Origin of the sequence: Streptomyces sp. NPDC059371, from assembly GCF_042751995.1 — a bacterium.
Classification (GTDB): domain Bacteria; phylum Actinomycetota; class Actinomycetes; order Streptomycetales; family Streptomycetaceae; genus Streptomyces.
The window spans coordinates 6,156-30,873 of sequence record NZ_JBHYXD010000028.1 but is presented as its reverse complement, the minus strand read 5'-3'; the positions used below and the strand labels follow the sequence as shown (position 1 = coordinate 30,873).

At 66.9% G+C, this 24,718-nt stretch carries 26 protein-coding genes; 15 read left to right on the top strand and 11 right to left on the bottom strand.

What is annotated here, in order from left to right:
* Window positions 1–18: 18 nt before the first annotated feature.
* The 3 genes from ACFXGX_RS18255 to ACFXGX_RS18245 all read right to left on the bottom strand — a co-directional run bounded on the left by ACFXGX_RS18255 (window position 19) and on the right by ACFXGX_RS18245 (window position 3,665).
* Window positions 19–357 carry a hypothetical protein gene (locus ACFXGX_RS18255; RefSeq protein WP_384791759.1) on the bottom strand — a complete coding sequence of 113 codons (339 nt, stop codon included), beginning with the start codon at window positions 355–357 and terminating at the stop codon, window positions 19–21.
* Window positions 354–1,295: a conjugal transfer protein gene (locus ACFXGX_RS18250; protein WP_384791755.1), complete on the bottom strand. Its 942-nt coding sequence runs from the start codon at window positions 1,293–1,295 to the stop codon at window positions 354–356. The genes ACFXGX_RS18255 and ACFXGX_RS18250 overlap by 4 nt, the downstream gene beginning before the upstream one ends.
* A gap of 1,059 nt (window positions 1,296–2,354) precedes the next feature.
* On the bottom strand, window positions 2,355–3,665 hold the full coding sequence (locus ACFXGX_RS18245) for an XRE family transcriptional regulator (protein WP_384791752.1): 1,311 nt from the start codon (window positions 3,663–3,665) through the stop codon (window positions 2,355–2,357).
* Window positions 3,666–4,008: 343 nt separating this feature from the next.
* Here ACFXGX_RS18245 and rfbB point away from each other — a divergent pair, with 343 nt between their 5' ends.
* From rfbB to ACFXGX_RS18225, 4 genes are read left to right on the top strand one after another with little or no spacing between them, the layout of a single operon-like run.
* On the top strand, window positions 4,009–5,031 hold the full coding sequence (rfbB, locus tag ACFXGX_RS18240) for a dTDP-glucose 4,6-dehydratase (RefSeq protein WP_384791944.1): 1,023 nt from the start codon (window positions 4,009–4,011) through the stop codon (window positions 5,029–5,031).
* Window positions 5,021–6,034 carry an ATP-grasp domain-containing protein gene (locus ACFXGX_RS18235; RefSeq protein WP_384791749.1) on the top strand — a complete coding sequence of 338 codons (1,014 nt, stop codon included), beginning with the start codon at window positions 5,021–5,023 and terminating at the stop codon, window positions 6,032–6,034. Before rfbB ends, ACFXGX_RS18235 begins: the two co-directional genes overlap by 11 nt.
* Entirely contained in the window at window positions 6,031–7,164 is a 1,134-nt protein-coding gene (locus tag ACFXGX_RS18230; RefSeq protein ID WP_384791746.1) for a DegT/DnrJ/EryC1/StrS family aminotransferase, read from the top strand. Before ACFXGX_RS18235 ends, ACFXGX_RS18230 begins: the two co-directional genes overlap by 4 nt.
* A complete protein-coding gene (locus ACFXGX_RS18225) occupies window positions 7,164–7,592 on the top strand; it encodes a low molecular weight phosphotyrosine protein phosphatase (protein WP_384791743.1) in 429 nt (142 codons plus the stop codon). The genes ACFXGX_RS18230 and ACFXGX_RS18225 overlap by 1 nt, the downstream gene beginning before the upstream one ends.
* 13 nt (window positions 7,593–7,605) lie before the next feature.
* Here the strand turns inward: ACFXGX_RS18225 and ACFXGX_RS18220 are convergent, their stop codons facing one another.
* Window positions 7,606–8,781, bottom strand: a complete 1,176-nt coding sequence (locus tag ACFXGX_RS18220; protein WP_384791739.1) for a glycosyltransferase — start codon at window positions 8,779–8,781, stop codon at window positions 7,606–7,608.
* Between the two features lie 206 nt (window positions 8,782–8,987).
* Window positions 8,988–9,428 (bottom strand): hypothetical protein, encoded by a 441-nt coding sequence (locus ACFXGX_RS18215; protein WP_384791736.1) that lies wholly within the window; start codon window positions 9,426–9,428, stop codon window positions 8,988–8,990.
* Window positions 9,429–9,643: 215 nt separating this feature from the next.
* Between ACFXGX_RS18215 and ACFXGX_RS18210 the strand changes: the two genes are divergently transcribed.
* The 3 genes from ACFXGX_RS18210 (at window position 9,644) to ACFXGX_RS18200 (ending at window position 12,668) form a co-directional block, all read left to right on the top strand.
* Window positions 9,644–10,129: a transposase family protein gene (locus tag ACFXGX_RS18210; RefSeq protein WP_384791733.1), complete on the top strand. Its 486-nt coding sequence runs from the start codon at window positions 9,644–9,646 to the stop codon at window positions 10,127–10,129.
* Window positions 10,119–11,240, top strand: a complete 1,122-nt coding sequence (locus ACFXGX_RS18205) for a hypothetical protein (RefSeq protein WP_384791730.1) — start codon at window positions 10,119–10,121, stop codon at window positions 11,238–11,240. The genes ACFXGX_RS18210 and ACFXGX_RS18205 overlap by 11 nt, the downstream gene beginning before the upstream one ends.
* 270 nt (window positions 11,241–11,510) lie before the next feature.
* On the top strand, window positions 11,511–12,668 hold the full coding sequence (locus ACFXGX_RS18200) for an ISAs1 family transposase (RefSeq protein WP_384791727.1): 1,158 nt from the start codon (window positions 11,511–11,513) through the stop codon (window positions 12,666–12,668).
* A 17-nt stretch (window positions 12,669–12,685) separates the two neighbouring features.
* On the opposite strand, the gene ACFXGX_RS18195 is transcribed toward ACFXGX_RS18200, so the two are convergent.
* Window positions 12,686–13,117: a hypothetical protein gene (locus ACFXGX_RS18195; RefSeq protein ID WP_384791724.1), complete on the bottom strand. Its 432-nt coding sequence runs from the start codon at window positions 13,115–13,117 to the stop codon at window positions 12,686–12,688.
* 482 nt (window positions 13,118–13,599) lie between these two features.
* On the opposite strand from ACFXGX_RS18195, the gene ACFXGX_RS18190 reads away from it, so the two are divergent.
* From ACFXGX_RS18190 to ACFXGX_RS18180, 3 genes are all read left to right on the top strand, one after another.
* Window positions 13,600–13,911 carry a CU044_2847 family protein gene (locus ACFXGX_RS18190; RefSeq protein WP_382796441.1) on the top strand — a complete coding sequence of 104 codons (312 nt, stop codon included), beginning with the start codon at window positions 13,600–13,602 and terminating at the stop codon, window positions 13,909–13,911.
* Complete coding sequence (locus ACFXGX_RS18185) at window positions 13,908–14,735, top strand: serine protease (RefSeq protein ID WP_384791721.1); 828 nt, start codon at window positions 13,908–13,910, stop codon at window positions 14,733–14,735. The genes ACFXGX_RS18190 and ACFXGX_RS18185 overlap by 4 nt, the downstream gene beginning before the upstream one ends.
* 970 nt (window positions 14,736–15,705) lie before the next feature.
* Window positions 15,706–16,161 carry a DUF742 domain-containing protein gene (locus ACFXGX_RS18180; RefSeq protein WP_384791941.1) on the top strand — a complete coding sequence of 152 codons (456 nt, stop codon included), beginning with the start codon at window positions 15,706–15,708 and terminating at the stop codon, window positions 16,159–16,161.
* A gap of 168 nt (window positions 16,162–16,329) precedes the next feature.
* On the opposite strand, the gene ACFXGX_RS18175 is transcribed toward ACFXGX_RS18180, so the two are convergent.
* The 3 genes from ACFXGX_RS18175 to ACFXGX_RS18165 form a co-directional block, all read right to left on the bottom strand.
* Entirely contained in the window at window positions 16,330–17,052 is a 723-nt protein-coding gene (locus ACFXGX_RS18175) for a hypothetical protein (RefSeq protein ID WP_384791718.1), read from the bottom strand.
* Window positions 17,049–17,402, bottom strand: a complete 354-nt coding sequence (locus ACFXGX_RS18170; RefSeq protein WP_384791715.1) for a DUF6415 family natural product biosynthesis protein — start codon at window positions 17,400–17,402, stop codon at window positions 17,049–17,051. The genes ACFXGX_RS18175 and ACFXGX_RS18170 overlap by 4 nt, the downstream gene beginning before the upstream one ends.
* Window positions 17,403–17,470: 68 nt before the next feature.
* Window positions 17,471–17,914, bottom strand: a complete 444-nt coding sequence (locus ACFXGX_RS18165) for an ATP-binding protein (protein WP_384791712.1) — start codon at window positions 17,912–17,914, stop codon at window positions 17,471–17,473.
* 225 nt (window positions 17,915–18,139) lie between these two features.
* Here ACFXGX_RS18165 and ACFXGX_RS18160 point away from each other — a divergent pair, with 225 nt between their 5' ends.
* Window positions 18,140–19,423, top strand: coding sequence for an XRE family transcriptional regulator (locus ACFXGX_RS18160; protein ID WP_384791709.1), 1,284 nt, complete (start codon window positions 18,140–18,142; stop codon window positions 19,421–19,423).
* Window positions 19,420–19,959, top strand: coding sequence for a GNAT family N-acetyltransferase (locus tag ACFXGX_RS18155; RefSeq protein ID WP_384791706.1), 540 nt, complete (start codon window positions 19,420–19,422; stop codon window positions 19,957–19,959). Before ACFXGX_RS18160 ends, ACFXGX_RS18155 begins: the two co-directional genes overlap by 4 nt.
* Window positions 19,960–20,370: 411 nt before the next feature.
* Here the strand turns inward: ACFXGX_RS18155 and ACFXGX_RS18150 are convergent, their stop codons facing one another.
* The gene (locus tag ACFXGX_RS18150; RefSeq protein WP_384791703.1) at window positions 20,371–21,780 is read right to left on the bottom strand and encodes a hypothetical protein; all 1,410 of its coding nucleotides are present in this window, start codon (window positions 21,778–21,780) and stop codon (window positions 20,371–20,373) included.
* Window positions 21,781–21,952: 172 nt separating this feature from the next.
* Between ACFXGX_RS18150 and ACFXGX_RS18145 the strand changes: the two genes are divergently transcribed.
* Both ACFXGX_RS18145 and ACFXGX_RS18140 read left to right on the top strand, forming a co-directional pair.
* A complete protein-coding gene (locus tag ACFXGX_RS18145) occupies window positions 21,953–22,537 on the top strand; it encodes a transposase (protein ID WP_384791700.1) in 585 nt (194 codons plus the stop codon).
* Window positions 22,423–23,031: a transposase gene (locus ACFXGX_RS18140; RefSeq protein ID WP_384791938.1), complete on the top strand. Its 609-nt coding sequence runs from the start codon at window positions 22,423–22,425 to the stop codon at window positions 23,029–23,031. The genes ACFXGX_RS18145 and ACFXGX_RS18140 overlap by 115 nt, the downstream gene beginning before the upstream one ends.
* On the opposite strand, the gene ACFXGX_RS18135 is transcribed toward ACFXGX_RS18140, so the two are convergent.
* Window positions 22,956–23,363, bottom strand: coding sequence for a hypothetical protein (locus ACFXGX_RS18135; protein ID WP_384791697.1), 408 nt, complete (start codon window positions 23,361–23,363; stop codon window positions 22,956–22,958). The genes ACFXGX_RS18140 and ACFXGX_RS18135 overlap by 76 nt on opposite strands.
* Before the next feature lie 401 nt (window positions 23,364–23,764).
* Here ACFXGX_RS18135 and ACFXGX_RS18130 point away from each other — a divergent pair, with 401 nt between their 5' ends.
* Window positions 23,765–24,274 (top strand): hypothetical protein, encoded by a 510-nt coding sequence (locus ACFXGX_RS18130; RefSeq protein ID WP_384791694.1) that lies wholly within the window; start codon window positions 23,765–23,767, stop codon window positions 24,272–24,274.
* Window positions 24,275–24,718: the final 444 nt, after the last annotated feature.

Here is a 24,718-nt window from a genome sequence, read left to right as displayed (position 1 = left end):
CCGCTGTTCCAGCGGCGCTCACAGCCGGCCCCCGTCGTCCGGCGGGTGGCTACGGGAGAAGGGGAGTTCGGACTGGACGATGCCGGGGGCAGCGGGTGCGCTCTTCGACGGGTTCTTCACCTCGTCCTCGAACATGCTCGCCAAGTCGTTGCGCGAGTTGTACAGACCCAGCGCGATCACCATCAGGAGCAGGGCACCGATACCGGCCTTGAGACTGAACTTCTGGATCATGATCGTGACGACGAGGCAGACGAGACCGGCCTGCAGCCCCTTGGTCGCCCACTGGCGGAACATGTTGATCCATGAGTCACCGAGGTCGTTGAGCTGCCCGGCGAGCAGAATGTGCACAGTGGTCACCGGGCACCTCCGTCCTGGGCGGTCCCGGACTCAAGCGCAGCAACATCCCAACGGCCCGAGCGGGCCTGGAGCGTGAGCTCGTACGCCAGCGGCCACCGACCCGCGGCATCCCGGGCCTCCACCTGGGCGAGGACTCGCAATTTGGTGCCGTCGGCCGGCACCTTCTCGTCCGCCGCAGCCTCCTCGGTGCCCGATACATCCTGAACGGTGACCGCGGTGTACGCAGCGGGAGAGACGGGTGACAGCCGAACCCCGGGCGCCAGATAGCGGTCCACCTCCCCGGACCCGGTCAGATACGCCCCCAAGAACTCGCCGATGGCTGAGGCTAGGTCACCCTCGGACGGCACACTCACCCGATACGGCGACCGGCTCACCGCCGCGCGCGCCGGACCGGCCACGACACCGGGGGCGCCGGTCACAGTGAAAGAGCCACTGCCCGCGTCGGCGGTCACCGGGACCACGAAGTAGCGCAACCGTCCACCTACGTACTGCGCAGCCACCGTCACCGCCCACACGCCGACACCACGCTGCACACTGCGCACCGCAGTCACCGACGCCAGCTCCGCTTGCGCACCGGCGATGTGATCCGGCAGACCGACGCCAGGCGCGAGAGACTGCACAAGCCGCGCCTGCGCACTGCTCGCATTGTCGGCGCTGCTGCGCAGCCACGCGTCGACGAACAGCTGCGCATAGCCCGCAGGGTCGGCCCCGGGGGCCGCAGTGCCCACAGAGACCGAGGCCCTCTCATCCGACGGGGCGGCAGCCACGGTGGCCTGCCTGGACATCACTGCGACACCCAGGGCGACGGGGCCAGCTGCGATCGCAGTGAACAGGATCAGGCGCGACACACGCACGCGGCGCCTCATCTTCTCCAGCTCTACGCCTGCGACCCGTGATGGGGAACCGCCATGCCGTAGCGCCTGCTTGCCAGGAGACATAGTCAAACCCCCAGGTCAGATCACGTATTTGCTGACCTCGAGGAAACCCGCAGGCCTCGACCCGACCGCCGACCAAGCGGCCCCGACCACGGACACGATGGGGACACAAAACCCATGGTTGTTTCATGGTCGGGCCGACCACAGACCCGACCAAGGCACCGGTAGGCGCTGGCTCCAGGGACGGTCCAAATGCTTGCCCCCGGGACGCAGATGGAGAGACTGCCCGGCACGTCGGGTGCGCGCCGCCTCCAGAAAGAAGCTGAGACGGTCCTGCTTCGTACCGCCGGGTTGAACGTGCAGTTGAAGGCCGAGGGCTTCTCAACGTGGGTAGCGGCCTGAGTGCACCAGCTGCGCAGGACCTGGTGCTCGCCTCTGCACAATCCGGAATTCCGCATTGCTGCCGAGCACTTGGGGACGTCCGTGGTTGGCCCAACCACGAGTCCGACCGCGGCAGTCCAGCGTGCAGTCTGCTGGAGTATTACCGGTAGTAGGGGCACCCTCTCGTAGACTCGGTGATGGATGTAGATCTGCAAGCGAGACTGCACACGGGGGCGTTTTGGCTGATTTGCCGAGATCGGTGAAAGTCAATGGAAACGCTCTGCTGACCCGATAACGTCGCAGGTCGCGCAGTCTGCTCCCCGCACCCGCGGGGATGGTCCCCTGTGGCGTGACAAGTTGGTCAACTGTTGGACCTGCTCCCCGCACCCGCGGGGATGGTCCCCACTTGACGTACGCTCCGCCCCACGGGCACAACTGCTCCCCGCACCCACGGGGATGGTCCCGACCTGATCCGCAAGCAACTGATGCAGGGCGTCTACTCCCTGCACCTGCGGGGATGGTCCCTTGTAGTGCTTCGGGGTGCCGCCGCCACCGGCCTGCTCCCCGCACCCGGGGGGATGATCCCGAGGCCGTGTACAGGAAGGTCGGCTCCTTCGGCTGCTCCCCGCGCCCGCAGGGATGAATCCGGATTGTTCCCGGCGGCCTGCGGGGGAGCGGGCGCGGTTGCGTGAGCGACTGCATGCAAAACGCCGCCATTTTGGGGCGATGCGGTCAACCGCGCTACGCCGCGGCGAGGTGAAGGAATTCAGGAACGCCCGAGGCATGAGAGTAGGGCTGGAATCGCGGCAGGAGGTCGTCAACGAGCTTGACGCAGCGGGGGGCTCCAATACGGCGGGCGAGGAGGAGGGCTTCGGCTGCGGCGGCAGCGGCCGGTTCGGGTTCCTTCTGGTCCAGGTAGCTTGCGGCTCGGTAGGTGAGAAAGACACCGCGGGTCTTGTCCCGGGCGCCGGGCAGCATCTGCTCGCCTTCGGAGATCAGTTGGTGGGCGCGGCGTGTGTCGCCGAGGTCGAGGAGGGTTTGTCCGGAGTCGACGGCGAGGTCGGCTTCGGACATCCAGGCGCACCAGGCGGGCCGGTCGGTGCTGGCGTCGTTCAGGTGTTGTTCGGCTGCGGCCAGGGCGCGGAGGATCGCGTTTCGTTCGCTGGGGCCGTGGCGTGCTGCGAGGGTGCGGGCGAGTCGTAGTTGGAGGAGGCTGCGGGCGGCGGGGTTCTGGGCACGGGTGAGGGCGTGTTCGAGGATGCGGGCTGCGGTGGTGTGATCGCCTTGCCAGGCGGCTTGGTAGGCGAGGTCGCCCAGAAGGCCTGCACCCAGGTTGTGGTCGCTGGCGGCGTGGGCGTTGTGCAGGCCGGCGATCCAGTGCTGGCTGGCGTGGGTGTGGTGGCCTTGGTCGAAGCGGTGCCAGGCGATGGTCTGGGACAGGGATGCCGCGAGGGTGTGAAGGCGCAGGGCGATGCCGGGTGTGTAGCGACCGTGTTCGAGCAGGTCGGTCACGGTGGCCAAGTGGGCGTCCAGCAGTGCGGGTGTGTGCTGCCGTTGCTCGGTGGGCAGGTCGGCGAGGTGCGTGGTGGAGTTTTCCAGGTAGGTGACGAGATCCTCGCCGATCGGTTTGCCGTCGTTGATGGTCCGGGTGAGGGCGTCGGGAGAGCCGGTTGCCCAGTCTGCTGCCAGGGCGGTGACGGCGGCGCCGCTGATTGTCAGGAAGGTTCGGCGTTCCATTGCTGTTCGCAGGGCCTCTCGAAGGGCGGGCACGGAGCTGCGGGGGCCGAGGGTGATCAGCCCGTTCGGCAGCCAGTTCGGCCAGTCGTCGGCACGGACGATGTCTGGTGACCAGCCGAGCGCTTCGGCGATGTAGATCTGGGATTCCTCGCTGGGTGTGACACCGCGCTGCCATTTGCGCACCCGTGCCTCGTCCGTGCCTGAGCGCAGACCGCGCCGGGCGGCAGCGTCATGGATGCCGGAGACGAATGCATCCATCGTCTGGCCGGCTGCAAGGCGCGCAACTGCGAGTGGGTGCTGGGGCGTTGCTTCCACGCCTTCAGTGAATCACTCGGTGGATAACGGCGGTGACTCCTTGGCAAGGGGGACCCCCTGGGGGACCCCCTTCAACTGGTCGACGGACTCGAACGGCTGAGCCCATCCTCGTGGCCAGACGCCGGTACCGGCCGGGCGATGCGCGAGGTGACCGATCGACGCGAGCCGTCGCTGGCCCGGGAGCGCCGAGCGGATTCGTTCATGCCAACTCTTCTCCAGTGAGGTCAGACGTGACAGATGTCCTGGGCATCGCACCGCAGCCGGACCCGCCATCCGGTACATCACTCAGCGCACGGGGGAGGACCCCGTGACCGACAACCCGCGCACCTTCGCGGAGGCATCCCTGGAAAGGGTGCTCGTGACGGGCGGGGCCGGGTTTATCGGCTCGCACTTCGTCAAGCGCATCCTGCAGGCCGACGACGTTGCCCAGGTGACCGTTCTGGACGCCCTCACGTACGCGGGGCACATCGAGAACCTGGGTGAGGCGTTCCTCAGTCCGAAGCTGGCGCTCGTCCACGGCAACATCCTCGACGCCGACCTCGTCGACTCCCTCGTGCAGGAGCACACGGCGATCGTCCATTTCGCCGCCGAGTCCCACGTGGACCGCTCGTTCCTCGCCGCTGGCGCCTTCCTGGCGACGAACGTGCTCGGCACCCAGACCCTCGCGGACGCGGCTATGCGGCACGGCATCGGCAAGTTTGTGCACGTCTCGACGGACGAGGTCTACGGACCGCTGCTGCAGGGCTCGGCGCACGAGACCGACCCGCCGCGCCCGACTGTGCCCTACGCCGCGTCGAAGGCGGCCAGCGACCTGGTCGCGCTGAGCTACTTCCACACCTACGGCGTCCCGGTGTGTGTGACGCGCAGTTCGAACAACTACGGTCCCCACCAGCACCCCGAGAAGATCATCCCGCTGTTCGCCACCCGGCTCCTTCGAGGCCAGCAGATCACGCTCCACGGCCAGGGCCAGCACATGCGGAACTGGCTGCACGTGGAGGACAACTGCGCCGGCGTCGACCTCGTCCTGCGCGCCGGTGTCCCAGGCGAGGTCTACAACATCGGCGGCGGTACCGACTTCACGAACAAAGAGCTGACCGACCACATCCTGCGTCTGACCGGCGCCAGCTGGGACTCGGTCATCTACGTACCCGACCGGCGGTCGAACGACCTGCGGTACTCCATGACCTGCACGAAACTCGCCGACCTCGGCTACCGGCCGGAGCGCGACTTCGAGGAAGGTCTCGCCGAGACCATCGACTGGTACCGGCGCAACCCCGACCGGTGGGCACCGCTGACGCGCAACCCGCACGCGGCCAGCGCCACCGCCGTGTCGGCACCCGCGGGGGAGGAAGCTCGTGCCCACTGACCCGCACGTCCCGCGCCGCATCCTGGTCACCGGTGTCGGAGCCAACCCGGGCTTCGGACTGACCCGCAGCCTGACCCGGCTGGGCCACACGGTCATCGCCGCCGACGCGAACCCTCTCGCCCGCGGGTTCCTGCTGCCCGCCACCGTGCCCCAGGTCATTCCCCTTGCCCACGATCCCGGCTACCGCGACGTCATGACCGGCCTGTGCCGGGACTTGTCCGTCGATGCGGTGGTGGCCGGAATCGAGAACGACATCCCGCCGCTGCTGGCCATGGCACCCCAGCTGGACGCCGACGGCGTGCGTCTGTGGCTCCCGGACGCAGCATCGGTGCACGCCTGCATCGACAAGGCTGCCTTCCACGACGTGCTGACCGGGCACGGCATCACGACGCCGCGCATCTGGCGGCCCGAGGCGATCGGCCAGGTCCCCGACGGGGCGGAGCTGGTCGTCAAACCCCGGTGTGGCCACGGGGCGCAGCACGTTCACTTCGTCGAGCGGCGCGAGCACGCACGCGTCCTGTGTGAGCTCATCCCTCAGCCCATGGTGCAGGAGCGGGTCTATGGCACCGAGTTCACCGCGGACTGCCTGGTGGACCGCAACGGGCGAGCCTCGGTGATCCTGCGCCGCCGGGACCTGGTGAAGGCAGGCCTCGCCGCGGTCTCCACCACCTTCGATGCCCCCGCCGTGCGTGACCTCGTCGCGAGAGTGCTGGCCGCCGTCCGCGCGCAAGGAGTCTGCTGCGTCCAGGGCTTCATCCGCGACGACGGCACGGTCAGCATCACGGAACTCAACGTCCGCATCGCCGGCGGCTTCCCCCTGACAGAAGCCGCCGGAGCCGATCTCGTCGGGCAGATGGTCAACGGCCTGTTCGGCCTCCCGGTCGATCATGGCTGCCTCGCCTACCGGACGGGGGTGTTCTTGACCAACTACGTCGAGACCCTGGCCGTCGGCGACGCCGCCGACCTCGCCCTCTTCGCCGCTCCCAGGAAAGGACCGTCGTGACCCTTTCATCGAAGCCGGGCATCGCACGCAACGCCAGCCCCTACCTCTACGGGCAGGAGGCCGCGGCGGTCGCCCGGACCCTGGCGTCTGGACAGTACGGACACACCGACGTCACCGAGGAGTTCGAGCGGCAGATCGCCGCCTTCCTCGGCGTTCCCGACGCCGTGGCGGTCGCCTCCGGCACCGCTGCCCTGCACAGCGCCCTGCTCGCCGCCGGAGTGGGCCCTGGCAATGAAGTCGTCGTCCCGTCCATGACGTTCTGCGCCACGATCCAGTCGATCCTTGCCACCGGCGCCACCCCGCGGTTCGCCGACATCGACCCCGCCACGCTGTGCGTGAGCGACCAGCTCGTCATGGAGGCGCTCAGCCCTGCCACTGCCGCCGTGGTCCCTGTCCTGTTCGGGGGCAGGGCCATCGACCTCTCCGCCGTCCAGGGTGAGTTGGATGCACGCGGAATCGCTGTCGTCGAGGACGCCGCGCACGCCTTCGGATCCTGTACAGGTACCCGCCGGGTGGGCGCGACCGGGGCCCTGACCTGCTTCTCCTTCGGGCCCATCAAGAACCTCACCTGCGGCCAGGGCGGCATGGTCATCCCCCGCACACCACAGGAAGCCGACACGATCCGCCGCCTGCGGCTCCTCGGCGTCACCCAGTCCCAGAACGAGCGCGCAAACACCACCACCTACCGCGTGGACGGCTTCGGCCTGCGCTACCAGCTCTCGGGCATCAACGCCGCCATCGGCCTGGCCCAGCTCGATCACTTCACCACCACCGAGCACACCCGGCGCAGCCTGTGGCACACCTACCGCGACGCCCTCGCCCCGCTGGACGGCGTGAGGCTCGTCGACGTCGACGCCGACCACGCGGTACCGCACCTCTGCCAGATCCGCGTGGCCCGCCGGGACCGGGTATTCGCCGAACTGCGTTCCCGGAACATCGCCGTAGGCGTCCACTACCCGCCCAACCACCTCCAGCCCGCCTTCGCCGCCTGGCGACGACCCCTCCCGGCCACCGAGCAGGCAGGCGCACAGATCCTGAGCCTGCCCTTCCACCAGCACCTCACCGAGACGGACATCGACCAAGTGGCCGCCGCTCTCGGACAGGCCATCAAGTCCGCCGGAGACACGTGATGCACAAACTGCTGACCGTGTGCCTGGGAAACCACTGCCGCAGCCCCTTCGCCCAAGTCGCGCTCGCCCGCAGGGGCGGCACGGCCGTGACGGTCCGCTCCGCCGGCCTGATCGGCAAATGGCAGGACCACCCCGCCCACCCGTCCATGGTCAACGCCGCCCGCCGCCTCGGACACGACCTCACCCACCACCGCGGTCAGCAGATCACCCTGGACATGCTGCACTGGGCAGATACGGTCCTGGCGATGGACGCCACCGTCCTCGCCACGCTCCAAGCCATCTGCGGCGAGCAGAACGCCCGCAAAATCGGCCTCTACCTCGGCGACCGCGACATCCCCGACCCGATGGGCCACAGCGATGAAGCCTTCAACGACTGCGCCGTACTGATCGAGGCAGGCACGGCGCTGCACATCCGCAGCCGCCCATAGCCTTCGGCGCGTGTCAGCCGGATGCGGCGGACAAGATGACGTCCACGAGTCGGTCCGCCGCATCCGGCCTCCCGTGCTCCCGCGACCTGTCGGCCATCGCTGCGCGCCGCGCGGGGTCGGTGAGCAGGACCCCCACGGCATCCTTGAGCCGGTCGGCGGTGACGTCACCGAGCAGGGCGACGGCGGCTCCGGCCTCCTCCAGGTGGCGGGCGTTGTGCGCCTGCTCGTTGCCAGCGGAGGTGGCGAGCGGGATGAACACGGCGGGCTTTCCGAGTGCGGTCAGCTCGGACAGCGTGCCGGCCCCGCTGCGGGAGATCACGACATCGGCGAGCGCCAGGACGTCGGGCAGTTCCGGTCCGACGAACCCGGCCAGACAGTACCGGCCAGCCAACTCTGCAGACAGGCCGGCCGCGTGGGCCTGCAGGCCAGCGACGTTGTCGGGGCCGCACTGATGGATCACGTTCGCGCGTTCCAGCAGCCACGGGAGCGCATCACCGACGACTCCGTTGATCTGCTGGGCGCCCTGGGCCCCACCCGTGACGTAGACCGTCGGCAGCTGCCGGTCGAAGCCGTGAAGCCCCAGTGCCTCGACTGCTTTGTCCGCGTGCCCGGTCAGTACCTGCGGGCGCACCGGATTCCCGGTGACGACCGCAAGACCGCGTACTGCCTCCGGAAGCAGCGCCACCGTCGACTGTGAAGCGACCGCAATGCGCGTCGCGGAGCCTGCCAGCTTCCGGTTCGCGAGCCCCAGACGCACGGTCTGCTCGTGCAGCACCAGCGGGCGACGGCACAGGCGGGCGGCCAGGCCGGCGGGCACGGCCACGTACCCGCCGGTGGCCAGGACGACGTCCGGCCTGAAGTCAGCCACCAGCTTCCTCGCCTGCGCCACGCCGAGCGGGACCCGGGCCATGTCCTTCATGTTCGCCGTCGACATCATCTTGAGCGGGTTGCTGGACCGGCGGATCTTGCCCGTGGCGACGGTGGCGAACGCGATCCCCTCGGCCGGGGCGATACGCGCCTCCAGGCCGTCAGCCGTGCCGATCCACAGGACGTCAAGAGTCCTGTCCTCGCCCGCCAGCCGCTCCTGAAGGGTGCGGATCGCGGTGAGTGCGGGATAGGTATGGCCCCCGGTACCTCCCCCCGTGACGATCAGGCGGAAGGTGCTGGCAGCTCGGGGTGCATGGTTCACCCGGCGCAGCCTACTGACTTCGCGTGGCGTTTGCGGTGACGTGAAGGCCGCGGCCGGACGGCTGCTCCTCGAGTACGGGCCGTAGCCTGCGATGCCGCTTCTGAGGGCCCAGGTGACGTGACGCCGGGACATGATGAGCCCCCGCGTCACGTCACTTCACGGGCTGCGCTGCGCCCGGCCCGCTACCGGCGCAGGCCGCTCGCCGATCAGAGCGGCAGAGCCTGTTGAGCCTCGCTTTTGGCGGCGCTCTTCTGTTGGGCGAGGAACTCTTTGACGGCCGGGCGGCCCAGCAGCAGTGTCACCGTGCGTGGTTTGGGCCGGTGCCCGCCAGTGAGTTCGGTGAGGAAGTCCGTGACGAGGATTCGGCGTGCCGGTGCGTCGTGGACGTCGTCCAGGATGCCTTGGTTGAGCAGGCGGGCGGCAGTGTCGTCCAGAGCGTTCTCGATAGTGCGGTAGATGTCGGCCGCGTCCTTTTGGATGGCCTGCTGCGCAAGGGCGAGGGCCTGTTGGAGCAGGCGGCGGTGACGCCAGTCGTCGTTGCCGTTCAGGGGAGGGAAGGCCTCCTCGGCAGCGGCGCATCGCAGGCTGTGTGAACCGGCTGAGATGACGGCCGGCATCTGTTGGAGAAGGCCCGCAATCCGTTTCACTTCGAGAGGGTCAGGTTCGTCCGACCCGGACTGCTCGTGGTGTGCCTGCTGTAGTTCGTCTGTGAGCGATGCATGCTGGGCGTGTAGGTCATCAGCCCAGGCGGCCGACACAGGGGCATTGCGTGATTGGGATTGGTCCGGTTCGCCGGTCTCGTGAGTGACGTAGCGTCATGTCCTTTGTGCGCCAAGGGGCCCAGGAGAGCAGAGCAGGCACGGTGCTGGTGATCATGTGGTTGTTGAGACCCATTGATCCCCTCACCTCAAGCGATGTTGCTGACCTGCGGCGTTTCCTGATCCTGGTCGCCGATCCTCGCGATGCGCGAGGACTGCGGTATCCGGCCCTCGCGCTGCTGTGCGCAGCCGTCTCGGCGGTGCTGACCGGGGCTCGCTCGCTCATCGCGATCAGCGAGTGGATCACCGATACCCCGCAGCATGTGCTGGGCGTCCTCGGCTTCGCCGCCGATCCACCACAACCGCGCTGCCCATCCAGCCGCCCGGGCCACCGTGCACCCAGAAGGACAGCGGTTCTCCCACGGCGGCGGATCACCGCCACCGCCGCGGCTAGCGCGGCGAGAACCCGGAGACCGCCTCTGGCATATGCCCTGTCTCGGCTCAGTTACATTGAGCGGTTCACGCGCGGCTGGGCGACAAGCATGAAAAAGTTGAGCAATTGCACCGACTGGGGGAAATATGGAAAATAGCGGACTGATTTCTACGGTAGTCGAAATATTCGTCGGGGCGGCAAGTGGTGCAGCGAGCACAATCGGGCAGGGTGCTGGCACTGCAGTGGTCGACCTGGTCCGCCGGCAGTTGGGCGACTCCGAGGAGGGCGAGACCGCTCTGACGAATGTCACGAGCAATCCCACGGATCCGGCCTCAGCAAATGCGCTTCGTTCCCTGCTCGCACATGAGTTGGATTCCAACAGTGATTTCCACGATAAGATAGTACGCGCGCTGGCCGATCCGCAGTCATCCGATTCACCCCAGTCCTACTCGCACAGCGTAGTAATCGGTGGTTCCTCCCGGGTTCGCAACAGTCATATTTCACTCGGACCGCTGACGATCAACAACACGCGGGGAAGTCGAATCTCACTGGCTGTTTTAGGCGCCGTAGCGGTTGCGCTCATTTCACTGGGAGGCTACGGCGCCGTGCGACTCATTTCCGACAGCGGAAATAAATCCACCGATTCTGGAAATTCTTCAGTTACTAGCAGCGGTCGAGCCGAAAAAACCCCTCCACGGGCGACACCAAAAAGCGGTTCAAAAGCTTCAGATCCGTGCATTGCTGCAGGTGGTACGCCTCCGCATAAGCCGTCTTTGGGTGCGGGTAATATCCGCTCCGGCAGCTATCCTTGCATTCTTGATGCAGGGAAATCTTACGCCTACAGCGATGGGCTCACGCTTAAAGTCGATCCGTTCAAGCGATTTTACGGGACATCGCTCGATGGGCAGCCAATTTCAATCAGGACCAGTCAGGTCGTAATCTCCGTGAGAGTGACCGTTTTGAACGCCAGCAGTAAACATCTCGTGCTTGGGGAAGATTTTTCCTCCGACGGTTACAAATTCGTTTCCGTCGAAGCTGGCGACAATGAATACATCGGAGACTACGTCGGTGGCAGCAACCACCTGGATTCATCCAGTGGAACGCTGGCTCCCGGACAATCCAAGACCTTCGAATATTTCCAAGCCATCGATCCCGAAAAAGACGGAAAGTTGATAAGGCTCGTCCTTACCCGCTCCTGGACACCTCCCAGTGGCTCGGAATTCGAAAATGACGTTGCATGGGACAGTTCGATTCCTGGAGTGAACTGACCGCACTGCCAAGCGATGCCACGAGCCGCGGCGTACGAGAGGTAGAGAGCGGTCCTGCCGGTGTAATTCCGCTCTGCGTTCGAGGCAGGGTCGTTGCGTGAAGGTGCTGCGTTCTGATCTTTCGCTGACGTCCGGTGATGTGACGTCATGTACTGCTTTTGGCTGGCGGGTTGACCCGGGTACAGATACAGGCACGGTGCCGGTGATCATGTGAGTGTCGAAGTCCCATGAGTACCGAGCGAGCCCGTGCCTGCACCCGTATCTTCTCCCATGTCCTGCGCGCTGGACCAACTGGCCCGCGCGAACCGGACTCCACCCCTGGCCGCGGCGGTGGATCTGTTCCAGTTCCTGGCGATCGTCCCGGACCCGCGTGATCCCCGCGGACTGCGGTACCCCCTGGCGGCTCTGCTGTCGGCGGCGTCCGCAGCCGTCCTGACCGGTGCCCGGTCGCTGGCGGCCATCGGGGAGTGGATCACCGACGCTCCCCGCTGGGCGCTTCGGGCGCTCGGCTTCCCTCCAGATCCGCTCACGGGGTCGGTTCCGGTCCCGCATCCCGGGACTGTCCGCCGCCTGCTGGCACGACTGGACGGTGACACCTTCGACCGGGCCGTCGGCAGCTTCCTCGCCACCCGCAGCCCCGCTGGCGAACGGAGGGTGATTGCGGTCGACGGCAAGGCCGTGAGAGGTTCCCGCACCCGTGACCGGCCGGCGGTCACCCTGCTCGCCGCGATGGACCAGCACGGCAACGTCCTGGTCCAGCGGCAGATCGCCGACAAGAGCAACGAGATACCCGCCTTCGCCCCACTGCTGGACACGATCGACCTGAACGGTGCTGTGATCACTGCGGACGCCCTGCACACCCAGCACGACCACGCCCGCTACCTCCGTGGCCGCGGCGCCCACTACATCTCGGTCGTCAAGCCCAACCATCCGACGCTTCACGACCGGATCCGCTGCCTGCCCTGGACCGAGATCAGCCTGGACCACATCGAACGCACCCGGGCCCACCACCGGCACGAGATCCGCCGCCTGAAGACCGCCGCGTTCCGCCACATCGCCTACCCGGGAGCCCGTCAAGCCCTCCAAGTCGTGCGCTGGAGGCGAGACCTTACCGCCGGAAAGCTTACGATCGAACGGGTCTACCTGGTCACCAGCCTGAAGCCCGGCGAAGCGAGCGGAGCACAGATCGCCTCCTGGATCCGCGGGCACTGGGGCATCGAGAACAAGATCCACCATGTCAGGGACCGAACCTTCCGCGAGGACGACTCCAAGGTCCGCACCGACGGTCTGCCCCGCATCATGGCCAGCCTCCGAAACCTCGCGATCGGTCTCCACCGCCAGATGGGCCACCGGAACATCGCAGCAGCCCTCCGCCACACGGCCCGCGACTACCGCCGGCCCTTGACCGCCCTCGGCATCACCGGATGAACCCCGACAAGATCACTTCACGCAAAGAACCTGGCGGCCGACAGCTGCCACTCGTGCACCACGCCCTCCACGACGAAGGCGATCCGTACGGCCTCCAATGCATCCGCACGGCGCCGCGCGTCAGCCAGCAGTTTGTCCGCTCGCTGACGCAGTGCGGCGGGGACGCTGCCTTGCACGCCATCGCCTGTCGGCAGTATCGGCTCGTCCTCCTCGTCGGCGAAAAGGACGTCGAACTCGTTCGCGTCGAAATGGTCGAGGTCCATGTAAAGAATGCGGGCCCCGCAGGCGGCAGCCAGCCGCACCACAGCGTCGACGTCGTAGCGGTCCGGGCTGAGAAAGGCCTGCAGTCCGGTTTCCCCGCCCACCGATGCTGAGATCAGCTGCAACCCGTTTCGGGAAGCCGATCCAGGCAACGCATCGGCCACCTTGCGCAGGTCACGAACCACCATGAAGGCATCCTCTGTTTGTCGACAACATCGAGGACGGCGAATGTAGTCGGCTCCCCTGCTCGTAAGGGCGGGTTCCAGGGAATCCCGTTCACAGGGGTGTTGGGGGTTGGAGAATATGGTGCACCTACCGCGGTGCTGAAACGATTGGCCATCTCAATCGGATTGCCCTCGAGAGCGCGGCTTTGGCCCGTGGGCCGCATCTACCGCTCCGCCCCAGGCCGGCCGATGCCAGTGCGTGTACTGGCCCTCTTCTCTTGGGACGTGCTCGATGCCCGTTTGTGACCGGGTCTCGCTGAGGTGCATCTGGCAGACATCGTCGGCGCTCTTGCCGCCGACTGCTGCTTCAGCCCCTCGGACCTCGCTTTGGCGATGCCGCCAGTTCTCCATGAAGTAGGAGCGGCGGAAGCCTTCGCAGACGATGCGTAGCACGGCTACGCTCCCTGGGAGGTGATCCGCGCGTCGTGGTCGGGGGAAGCGAATCCATGGCCGAAGTCAGAGTTGAGACCGTTGTTCTCGATGCGTCAGGAAGTCGGCAGATCGGCACACGCACGCGTTCGACGGCTGCTCTCGCCGAGCGCGCAACGGAGGTTGAGGAAGCCATCGTTGAGGCGTCTGCCATTACGCAACGAGCGCTGGCGCAGGTGCCGGTGCATCACGGCTGGCAGGTCAGCAGTGTGGACGTGACGTTCGGGCTGACGTTGGCCGCAGAGGCGGGCGTCATTCTCTCCAAGGCGTCCGCAGAGGCATCGTTCGAGGTGACCCTCACCGTGGAGCGCGTTGCGGACCAGCCATGAAGAGCGAGGGCTACTGGGTCGAGCTATACCAGGGTCAGCAGCGGTTGGGGGGCGGCTTTTTGGTGACGCGCCGCTTCGTCCTCACGGCGCTCCACTGCCTGCGCGGACTGAATGCAGTCGAGGAGGAACTGAACATCGTGCTGGCGGACGGCACCCAAGTACGGGGTGAGGTTCGTCGGCGGGACAAAGATGCCGACCTCGCACTGATCGAAATCGACGCCGGTCACGACGTCAGACAGCCGGTACCTGCCGCCGGCGTCGCGCGCGCCGGAATGCACTGGCGCGGTCCGTACCGGCCGGCTGAAAACGACGTCGAACTCACGGGCCAGGTAGACCATGCAGGCGTGAGCTATCTGTGCGAGGGCGGTGCGCTGATCGAAGCACTCCAATTGACGACCGATCAGTACCTCGGTGACTACTCCGGCTACTCGGGTGGGCCCATTGAGACAGGAGACAGGAAACGAAAACCGGTTGTCGCAGGCATTCTGCTGGAGCAGGTTCCCGATCGTTGCGATGCGGGCCGCAACACCAACGTTCTCTTCGCCGCCACTCTGAGAGAGGCGATGCAGCGTTTCGACCATTTCGACGTTGTGCATCTCCTTGACGTACTGCGACCACCCCAGGTCAGGTCCGATGCGTCCCCAGCGTTGCAGCCTGCACCGTCACCGGCACGTCACCAGTCGGACCGAGTCGAGGCGGTGATCCAGGCATTTCAGCAACTCGCAGACGGCAACGTCCTTGATCCCGTGCGCATTGCCGAGCTGCGGTACCTCGCGTTGAAGGAAGTCTTCATGGACGACAGCCGTGCGGTCAGTCATGAATGACGTCCTCAAAGATGCGATCCGTTCCGCCGAGAGAGCGTTACGCGGCGTGGATGCTGAGCGTTCCGTCGTGGAGCGCAAGATGGCGGGCGCGCAAGCCGCCCTGGAACTCCTCAGCCGTCCGTCGGCCGGCGAAGATCTCGCTTACCTAGTCAGCCTGGCGGACGGACTAGGCCTGCACGATGCAGCCGATGATCTCCTGGATCGGGTGTCGCTTCACCTGCGAGGAGATGCCTTTTCGCTGTCAGGCATGGATGCTTCCCAACGCAATCAACTTGCCGTAGCTGTCGCTGAGCGCGGTCACCTGGCGGCCGCCTCCCGCCTGCTTTCGCCGTCGGAGAGCGACGGCGTTCTATCTGTGCTCGCCCTGGCTAACCAGGCAGCTGTAAAGCTTCGTGCAGGGGATCTTGCAGCGGCGGCAGACTACGCGGACCGTGCCCGCCATGCAGCGGGTGACGCCAGCGCGCCCGGTGACTTGAACGCCCAGTTCCTGGCCACGGCCGTTCTGGCGGAGATCCGGCGCGAGGGCAGTCAGCACCAAGAGGCTGACCACTTGCTGGACGAGCTGAGTGATATTGCCCGACGGCTTATCCCGCTCCTTGGGCGCGATCACCCCACATCACTGTCGACCGTGGTCACAGTGGCATCCGCGGAGTGCGAGTCGGCGGCTGCCTCTCACGACGTCGACCGAATGACACGTGCGGCGGATGTCATCGCCATCGCGGTGCAACGGATCTCCGCAGCATTGGGCAGCGAGCATCCACGGGCGGTGTCCGCTCTTCGGTGTCTGGCCGCGGCCGAATACTCACTGGCGCAGGCAACCGACGACGAACGTTGCTTGAAGAACGCCCTCTTGCTTGCGGCGACCGCCGTCGAACGAAGTCGTAGAGGGCAACAGCCGGCACAGTCGGCTGGCACAGCGTTTCGGTCACCCGCTCCCTTCCCAGGAGATCCTGAAGAATCTCCGACAGCGATGTCACGACGCCCAACCCCTGGTCCCGGGTTGCCTCGTGCCGGCGCAACCGTTAACCCGCGTACAGGTCCGGTGCCCTTTTATGGCCCTGGGGCGACGACGATTGGTGATCCTGTCGAGAGCCAAGGCGAGCTGGTGCGTCCCTACGCGATGACCGGAGGTAGGACACGTCCCCGGGAAGTGATCGCCATCGAGGCGCTGGTGAGCACCGCTTCTACGCCAGCGGCCTATGCAGCGACGCTGCCAGAGCATCGGCGGATCCTGGAACTGTGCCAGGAACTTAAGTCCGTGGCGGAGATTTCTGCACTCCTTGGTATGCCTTTGGGAGTGGCCAGAATTCTGGTGGCCGATCTGGCCGAAGCCGGCTTGGTGGTCATCCACCGGCCATCCCATGGAGAAGAAGCCCCCGACGTGTCGCTGCTGCAGCGTGTGCTGGATGGACTACGCCGGCTTTGACCAGCGAACGCAAATGAGCCATGCAGAGATTGCAGGGATGGGCCCGGCGCGGGGAGCGGGGCTGCGTAGCCCGCCCAGGGGAGTGGCGGGTACGTCTCCCCGCGCCGGGGGCTGGTGCCGCCTGGCGGCCGAGGGCCCGAGGAGAGCGTCCGGTCCACCAGGCGGGGTCTATGGGGCGGCGTCGAGATCTCGCATCAGCTCGTCCACGGTGAGGACTGTGAACGAGGAGAGCCGGCGCACGAGTTGGGAGGCCAGGCAGGTGGTCAGGTTGGGGTGTCCGTAGGGCAGCGGCATGTCGGGCTGCGCGACGACGTGGACACCGTGTTCGGGGCTGTAGCCGTAGATGACGCCGACGACTCCGTACAGCGGTGCACTGCGGGCGATGAAGGCCCGTGGTTGGTCTGCGAGGTGGGGGCAGAGCCGTGCGGCGGCTTTGACGTGGCGGGCACATACAGGCGGCTGGTTGGTCAGTACCGTGTCGGCCTCGGGGTCGAGGTCGTGCGGCCCGGCGAGGAACACGGTGCCGAGGCGGGTGCGAGCGGGGCTGGTGCAGACCTGGCAGCGCAGGGACTGCATCGTGATGCGCTGGCGGAAGGGATGCATCATTTTCCACTCGGGTTCACCGGTGGGGGAGCCCTGGTCGTCGACGGGGTTGAAGGAACAGCGGCCCCACAGCACGCCGTGCAGGTCGCGGTCGCGGGGGTCCTCGTCGAGGTAGCGCAACCGGTACCGGCCGGGGCCGGAACGGGTGAAGACGAAGTCGGCCGGCGCGGCCTCCTCGCCGCGGCGCTGGATGACGAAGGGGACCAGGCCCCCTGCGGTCGGCGTGCTCACGCAGTTGCCTTCTTCCGTGCTGGTGATCGTGGTCGTGGCGAGGCATGGACTGGTCATGCCGCCTCCCTCAGGCAGCCCAGGGCGATCAGGCGCTCGAAGAGTTCGTTGACGATCCAGCCCGTCCGGCGGAGCCGCCCCGCCGCCGCCATGTAGTCATCAGGCAGAGCCTTGCAATGCACCGTGCGTGCTCGGGCGATGAGCTGCGCAGTGATCCCATCGGCCGGGTCGGCTTCGGACGCCACGGCGATTTCGACCAGGCGCGAGAGGTGGCCACGCAGCCGCACGGCGAGTACGGCCACTTTTTCCTTGCTCGGCATGCATTCGTCCAGGACAGTGCTGACGTCATCGAGGACGGCCCCGCCATCGAAAGGCTGCCACCGACGGATCTTCGACAGCAGCGACCTCAACTCGGCAGGCTCCAATGGCGGCGTCCACGTTGGTACAGCGCGTGGCCCAAGCTGCGTTGCGGCTGTCATCAGGCGTCCTCGGTTCGGAGTTCAGCCCAGACTTCTTTGCCCCAGGGGTCTTTGCCAGGGCCTTTCAACTCGTAGCCCCAGCGGTCGGCGACGGCGTCGACGAGGAGGAGCCCCCGCCCAGACTCGTCATCCGCGTTCGCCTGGTTGAGCGCCGGCAGATGAGACGGATCCCGATCCACGACCCCGATACGCAGCAGTGTCGGGCTTGGACGACCGAGGACGAGGCGGACCTTGGAGCACAGCGTGTGCCCGGAGGCATTCGCGATCAGCTCCGTGGTGATGAGCGTTGCCCGGTCTGCAAGGCAGTCGAGGCACCACACGCCGAGGACCTCTCGGATGAGCTCGCGGCCCAACTGAGCCGCGGACGGCTCGCAGGGGAGGGTCTGACTGTACGTAGGACGGCCGGCGGCGGTGGCCTTGGCCGGTGTTCGCAGACTCGTCATTGGATGGAGCCTTCGGGTCGTCTCGATGCCCAGCCGCTCAGGGCGCGAAGAGCCGAGCGGGTAAGGCCGTCAACAGCCGCCGTCACGGGCGACCACCAGTAAGACAACTCCGTTTCAGACCTGGGAGGTTAGGACGATCAGCAGCCCCGCGAATGCGGCGACCTAGGGTGATTTGACCTGCCTATTACCTGGTGGGTGGGCGGGGGCCGGAGCTACGGTGAGTGCATGGACACCACGCGCAACACTGTTCTTGAAGCGTGGATGGCCGAGCACGGCTACAGCTCCAACAGCCTTGCTGACGCTGTGAACATGGCGTTAGAAAGGCTGACCGGACGGCCGGGCGGCCTTGATGGCTCATCGGTCCGCTCCTGGAAGGCGGGCCGGGTCACCTGGCCCAAGTCGGCTACACGCAAAGCACTTGAGGACGTCAGCGGCCTACCTGCTGTCGCTCTGGGATTCGTGCCGCACAGTCGGCCCTCTCCCCCGTCCGCAACACTGCAGCAGGAGGACCCCGACATGAAGCGCCGCACCCTGGTCGGAGGCGTTGCTGCGACTGTCGCAGCAGCCGCAGCACCCGGCACCGCCTCGCCACGCCGTATCGGGATGAGCGACGTCAACCGGCTGAATCAGCGATTCGCCGAGATCATCGCCAGCGACCACCGGCACGGCGGACAACTCGGTATCGAGCAACGGGCTGCCGCACTTGCCGACGAGGCACTGAACCTCCAAAACGCTGGCAGCGCCACCCAGCGCGTCCGCAGCAACCTTTACGCTTCAGCAGCTGCTTTTCGTTCCTCGGCGATGTGGGCCGCCATTGACGGCCGCCGCTACGACATTGCCAAAGCACACATGCGAGAGGCGCAAACCCTCGCCGAGATGTCCGGCGACCAAGCGATCAAATTCCGTATCTGGAGCCACGCAGGCACCCTGTACCGCCACATGGGCCGCCCCGCCGATGCCTTCGCCGCCAACGATGTCGCGCGCAACCTGCACCTCACCCGCAGAGACCCTCTGTTCGCGTCCCTCGGCCTTGCGCGACAGGCTGCCATCCACGGCGCTGCGCAGGACCGTACCGGCACCCGCCGAGCATTTGACCAAGCCCAAGCCGCCATGCTGCGCGCCGACCTGGACGACTACCGGCCGGTTTGGTTGCTCGCCTTCTACGACCAGGCCGAGCTGGACCACTTGGCCCTCTCCGCATACCTGGCCCTCGGCGACCACCCAGCTGCCGAGTACCACGCCCACCGCTGCCTCTCTGCTCTCCGGCCTCACATGGCCCGCTCCCGGGCCATCACCACAACCCGGCTGGCCCATGCCCAGCTCGCCCAAGGCGACATCGACGCCGCCACGGCCACCGCGAGACGGGTCCCCGCCGACGCCGCCACCCGACACGCCCGCGTCTCGCGCATGCTCCAAGAGTTCGGGGCCGCGCTGCGCGCCACTGCACCCGGTAGCACTGCGATCCAGACCTGGACCGAGCACACCGCCGCCTGGAAGATGGCCACATGACCACGGCATCCGCCATCGAGCTGCGCACCTTCACCGCCCTCGACGCCATCCGCGGCGACCTCCTCAACGTGTACGCCGAAGTACGCGCACCGCTGCTCCACCTGCCCAACTACGCGGTCACCGCGTTCGGAGAGCGCCTGGACCGGCATAGCGGCGAACCTGGATTCATAGCTGTTCTTGCGTACGCGGACGGCCAACCCGTCGGATACGCCTACGGCAACACCATCGAGTACGGCGACCGGTACTGGCTGCGCACCAGGCCGACGCCGGCGGAGAGGTACACCGAGCGGCCAGCAGTGGCTCTCAAAGAGATCGGTGTCAGCCCGGGGTGGCGGAAGACCGGTACTTCCCGTCGCATCCATGACGCTTTGCTCGCCCGGTGCGACGAGCCGTACGTCACCCTCATGGTCAACCCGGCTGCTGGCGATGGAAAGGTCCACGATCTGTACAGGTCCTGGGGTTATGGGGACATCGGGCAGAGTCAGCCGTCGCTGGCATCGCCAGTCCTGACGGTGATGATCCGCTCTACTGTGTAGCTGCCTCCGGTTCCCGCAGTCGCGGGGATGGTCCCCTCAGCCAGGTTCGGCATCGGCATCACACCAACTGCTCCCCGCCCCGCCGAGGATGGTCCCGCGGCGACCGAGACGACCCGCAAACAGGCGACCTGCTCCCCGCACCTGCGGGGATGATCCCGTCATCGTTGCCGGGTTCTCGACGTCACGCGACGGGAGCGGAGCCGTCGCAGTGGCACGGCGACTCCGCGGTGGGGCTGACTCGCAGCCGGAAGTGAGCGAATCGGATTGATTGCGAGACTCCATGAAGGTGCTCAACACGAGGTCGATCCCGGGCTGGAGTCTCAGTTCATCAAAGCTGCTTCTCGTATGCGCGGAGATGCCCCGTGAGAGGGACATCCCTGTCAGCTCTTCGTGATGTCGAGAGCGGGTAGTTCAGGGTGCCTGAAGCTGCTCGATGATCTGCATGGGGCTCTTCTCCAGGGTGAACCAGTCGGCGGCGACGATCCGCCCTGCGTCTTGCGTGTACTCCAGTGCGGCATCCAGGGCGGGCTGGAGGTCCGTACTCGCTGCGTCCTTTTCGCACATGTGGAGCGGATGCCTCGCCACCACGGCGTGGCGTAGGCCCCTGCCCGAGGTGAAGACCAGCCCGGGCAGATCCCCGTCGAGGAGGGTGGCCTTCAGCATCTTCTGGAGGCCGGCCAGGGACCGACGGGCTCGGTCGGCGGAGGTGCTGGCGAGACCGCCGGAGAGGACGGTCAGCAGGTCGCTTGCGAGCCGCCAGTCGAGCAGGGGATGGTAGGGCATGTTGGAGTAGTCGCGCAGGCAGCGGGGGTACGAGGAGGTGCAGATTTCTGCGTGCTCGGTCTGCCTCAGGGCGTCCAGGTAGGTATGGACGGCCTGCATGAAGTCCGCGATGACCTCCGGGCTGCCGAGATGCGTGCTGAAGCCCGCGCCGTTCTCCAGGGCATCGGCCAGGAAGGCGTAGGCGACAGGGCCATCCGGGTGCGGTCCAGCGTGAATTCCGGCGAGCAGTTCCTGTCGGCCGACGTCGAGGAACTGGGCGGCCGCGCTGCGTAGGAGGAACGCGAGCGAGTACCAGGCGGCCCGCCTGCCCTGGCTGATGTCGCCGCCGTAGGCGGGTGCGGCGGGGGTGAGGTTGAGCCGGTAGCCGTGTGCCTTGTCGATGGCGGAAGCAGGGCCGAGGAAGAAGAAGTCCGTAGGCAAGGCGGCTCCCAGGGCTACCTGCAGCTGGTCCCCGTAGCTCGGGCCTGTGGCGCCGCTGGCGAGGTACCCGCCCCAGGGGCCCGATGCGCGGCGCAGTGAGAACAGGTCCCCGTTGTTGTCGTTGATGACGTACCGCTCGCCCGGTCCGGAGTAGACGTGTGCTTCCTCCCAGGAGGTGAAGCGGAGGGCCAGGAGGTTTGCGGCAGCCCGGGAGGAGACGGTGATGGGGGTCCAGGCGAAGACTCCGTCGAAGTCGCGCGGCTGGCTGGCCCGGAATCCGGCGGGTTCCCGCAGGTCGACGACGTCGTAGTCGTCGGCCTTGCAGATCGGACAGGAGCTCTCGCTGCTGGACGGCGTCTTCTCGACGTGGTTGCAGACGCGGCACAAGCCCACGGTCCGGGGATGTTCCAGTGGCTCTGCGACGGACTTCGGGCCCTTGGGCGTGGGCTCGAAATCGGTGATGCCGGTGACGGTGTACACCTTGCCGTCCTTGACCACCTCGCTGCCCGGCGCGAACTGGATTCCCTTGTGCTTGTGGCGGTCGTTGGACAGGTCCTCGAGCAGACTGCCGAGTTCGGCGCGGAGGGTGCCAGAGTGGCAGGAGTCGATGAGCACCATGACGTGATCGGACTGGCTGTCCAGGACCGCAGTGATCAGCTCGCTCGTGGGGAACGCGGTCGCCAGCAGCCGTTCTTCCTTCGTCTTCGGCAGCGTTACTGACTTCAGCTCTTTGGGGTGAGTCTTCGTGATGCCCCTGATGGGTGTCGGTGGGCGGTTGTATCCGTGGTGTGTGAGATATGCGGATGGGGGCGGGCTGACTCCGACGGGGCGTCGGCGTCGGGAGTCGGTTCGGCTGCAGGCGGTTGAACTGTTCGAGCAGAAGATCAAGCCGTCGGAGGTTGCACGACGGCTGCGGGTGAGCGTGAAGTCGGCTTATCAGTGGCACCAGTTGTGGCGGGACGGCGGTGTTCAGGCTCTGGCCTCCCGCGGTCCGAGCGGGTCACGGTGCCGTTTGTCCCCGCGGTGTCTGGAGAAGCTGGCCGTGTATCTGGAGCAGGGGCCGGCCGCTCACGGGTGGGTGGAGGACCAGGTGTGGACCGCGTCGAGGGTGGCCACGCTGATCGGCCGGAAGTTCCACGTCTCCTACAGCGTCTCCGGTGCCACCCGGTTGATGCACCGGCTCGGCTTCAGCCCGCAGGTCCCCGCCCGGCGCGTTGCCGAGCGCGACGAGCAGGCCGTGAGCGCGTGGCGGGAGGCGACCTGGGCGGAGGTAAAAGGGCCCGGGCGGCCTGCGGGGGCTACATCTGCTTCGAGGATGAAGCCGGGTTCACCCGACGGCCGCCACGGGGGCGGACCTGGGGCCGGCGCGGCGTGACTCCGGTGGTCACCATCAGCGGCCGGCGTTCGGGACGATTGTCGGTGGCCGGGCTGATTGCGATGCGGCCGGGTTCCCGGACCCGGCTGTGCCACCGTCTGCGCACCCACCCTGCGGGCAAAGGCACACGTCGCAGCATGGGCGAGCGGGACTTCGTCGCGCTGGTCGACGGAGTCCACCAGCTTGTCAGGGCACCGATCGTGCTGGTCTGGGACCGCCTGAACACCCACGTCTCCCGCAGGATGCGGGAACTCGTGGCCGAGCGTGAGTGGCTGACCGTGTTCCTGCTGCCCGCCTACTCACCCGACCTGAACCCCGTCGAAGGCGTGTGGGCCCACGTCAAACGCAGCCTCACCAACCTCGCCGTCACGGCACTCGACCAGCTCGAAGTCCTCGTCCGCAATCGCCTCAAACGCCTTCAATACCGTCCCCACACCCTCGACGGCTTCATAGCCGGCACCGGCCTGACCCTCGAGACATCAGCCTCACCCTGACAAGCCGAAGTCAGTAAGTAGTGGCGCTGTGCGAGGCGGCGCGTCCCGTGGCCGGTGATGTATACGACGACGGCTTCCTTGTAGCTGGCCGCTGCGAGGTTTTGTCCATGAAGGAAGGCGCGCAGCTCGTGCACCGACCGCGGCGAGTGCTCCGCCCGCACCACCTCGAAGCGCCGGTCGTCCCCGAGTGCGGGATCCGCCAGCCACCCGGTGATCCGTTCCACTTGGGCGGCGATGCCCTCCTTGAAGCCTTCCTGCCCGTCCTCGTAGCCGTCGACCGCGACGACTACCAGCCGCCTGCGGACGATGCCGTCCGGTTCTTCCGCGCTCAACCCGCTTCCCCCGCTTGGCGACGTCAGCCTAACCCGGGCTGCAGAGGCCGTCGCGGGCGCTGGCTACGATCAGCCAACTGACAGTCAGATGAAGGCGGACGGGGGAGACATGGACGCGCTGCAGATCGTCGGGGTGCACGGAATCAAGCAGGGCTCAGGCGCGACGACAGCAGGGCTGAGCGCCAGCTTCCCGCGGACGCCCACCCGGTACGTACGGGCTCGGCGGCCCAGAGGCGGACCTCCTGGCGGAGGACGCGCCCATCGACGAGGAGGAAGAAGCCTTCATCCTCAGTACGCTGGCCGCCTACGCTCCCTCTGCGGTCGAGGACGAGTCGCCCGAGGCCGGCCTGACCCTCGGGGACGGTCCGCTCACGCTCCGGATCGTGCGCCGGATCCAGGCTGTGGACCGGAAGATGGGCAAGGGCGTCACGGGCCGCCTCCTGTGGTTCGTCCGCGAGGCCCACGCCTACCTGCGCAAGGAGGAGACGGCTGCCGCGGTCCGCGCAGCGGTCGCCGAAGCCCTGACTGAGACGGGCGCGCCCATGGTCGTCGCCCACTCCCTCGGCAGTGTGGTGATTTACGACATGCTCAGCATTTACGACATGCTCAGCCGCGGTGAGGCTCCAGACGTGACCATGCTGGTGACGTGCGGATCTCCGCTGGGCTGGCTGGCCGGCCGCAAGGACATCCACTCGCAGGGCGAGCGGCTCGCGGTCCCTGCCGGAGTGGAGTGGACGAACCTGTACGCCTCGAAGGACTTCGTGACCGGATGCGTGGGCCTGTCCCACCTCGCGGGTGGTATCACAGACATTGAGGTGAACAACGGCGCGTTCCCACCCTCCCACGACGTCCACCGCTACCTTGATAAGCCAGCGCTCAGCGAGGCCATTGCCAAGGCAGGTAGTGCCTGAACAGGGGACCAGTGCGACGGCTGTTCGCTAGTGGGACGCGCCTAACGCACCGTCATGAAGACTGTCCTGTCGACTGATCGGTTGCGACGTTTTGGGTCGTAGCTCAGGTCGGATACGACTGCAGTCGCGCGTGGGACCAGGTCCCGCCTTTGGCACCCTTGGGGGATGAGATGACGTCTTGAACGCATCGCACGAGAGCGAGGAACAAGCGATTAAGTGACAGTCTGCACGAGTGACTGCGCCCGCAGGCCACCTCGCGACAAGGCCGCCGGACCCGGCTGACACGGGTCTACGCAAACAGCGTCGCCATCCCTGCGCAAGCACTCCGCCCTCGGCCGACGACCTGGTCAGATTCCGGCTGGCGATGGCCGGTGCCGCGGCGGCCGGGGGGGGCGCGGGGGGGGGGGGGGGGGGCGCCCCCAAACCGCCCCCCCGCCGCGGGAG